The organism is Streptomyces milbemycinicus, from assembly GCF_002154605.1.
In the GTDB taxonomy this organism is placed as follows: Bacteria; Actinomycetota; Actinomycetes; order Streptomycetales; family Streptomycetaceae; genus Streptomyces; species Streptomyces milbemycinicus.
In genome coordinates, this window is record NZ_MUNE01000615.1 from 1 (window position 1) to 1357 (window position 1357).

Sequence of the window (1357 nt, forward strand, 5' to 3'; positions counted from 1 at the left end):
TGTCAGAGAGTACGTTCTCGGCCCCGATCGAGCCTTGTGTCTCCACCTTCATGGCGTGCCCGAGCGATTCCGCCGCTTGGGCCAGCTTTTCCGCGGCCATATAGGTATGCGCGATGCCGGTCGGGCAGGCGGTCACGGCGAGCAGTTTGAGCCCTGGTCCGCTGGCCCCCGCGCCGTTGGGGGGATCGGCTGGACTGGTCACGTGGTTCTCCTTCTACAACGGGTTGAGCGAGCGCGGGAAGGTGCAAGGGTCCCCGCGCCGAACGCATCCTGCAAGAGGTCCGGACCGGAACAAAACCCAGGTCGGCAGGGCAGAGACGGCGAACCGGCCGAANNTCCGTTCCGCGGACCGGCCGAGGGAGAGAGGGCCTCCGACGGACTGCGCACTGCGAACAGGGGACTCGTGTGCCCGTATGACTACGGCGCCGCGGTACCGCTGTCGCATGCCCAGCCGAACCGCTCTCGCTCGATACCGATCCATGAGGAGCAGGACATGACGAATGCCGTCTCCGGTCAGGACTTCAAGGTCGCCGACCTGTCCCTGGCCGCCTTCGGCCGCAAGGAGATCACCCTCGCCGAGCACGAGATGCCCGGCCTGATGGCGATCCGCGAGGAGTACGCGGCCGGCCAGCCGCTCGCGGGCGCCCGGATCACCGGCTCGCTGCATATGACGGTGCAGACCGCGGTCCTGATCGAGACCCTGGTCGCGCTCGGCGCGCAGGTCCGCTGGGCCTCCTGCAACATCTTCTCCACCCAGGACCATGCGGCGGCCGCGATCGCCGTCGGCCCGAACGGCACCCCCGAGGACCCGCAGGGCATCCCGGTCTTCGCCTGGAAGGGCGAGACCCTGGAGGAGTACTGGTGGTGCACGGAGCAGGCGCTGACCTGGCCGGGCACCGCCACCGGCGGCCCGAACATGATCCTGGACGACGGCGGCGACGCCACCCTCCTGGTCCACAAGGGCGTCGAGTACGAGAAGGCCGGCGCCGCCCCGGACGTCTCCACCGCGGAGAACGAGGAGCACCGCGTCATCCTGGAGCTGCTGAACCGCACCCTCGCGGAGAGCCCGCAGAAGTGGACGCAGCTCGCCTCGGAGATCCGCGGCGTGACCGAGGAGACCACCACCGGCGTCCACCGCCTGTACGANNACCAAGTCGAAGTTCGACAACAAGTACGGCTGCCGCCACTCCCTGGTCGACGGCATCAACCGCGCCACCGACGTGCTGATCGGCGGCAAGGTCGCGGTCGTCTGCGGCTACGGTGACGTGGGCAAGGGCTGCGCCGAGTCGCTGCGCGGCCAGGGCGCCCGGGTCATCATCACCGAGATCGACCCCATCTGCGCGCTGCAGGCGGCGAT

General features: G+C 69.0%; 1 protein-coding gene and 1 pseudogene. One reads left to right on the top strand and one right to left on the bottom strand.

The window, feature by feature from the left end:
* The coding region (locus CCN51_RS40420) for a PTS fructose transporter subunit IIB (RefSeq protein WP_143676038.1) at positions 1–202 on the bottom strand (202 nt) is incomplete at its 3' end.
* A 291-nt stretch (positions 203–493) separates the two neighbouring features.
* Here CCN51_RS40420 and CCN51_RS40425 point away from each other — a divergent pair.
* Positions 494–1357: pseudogene (locus CCN51_RS40425) on the top strand (adenosylhomocysteinase); the annotation flags it as partial.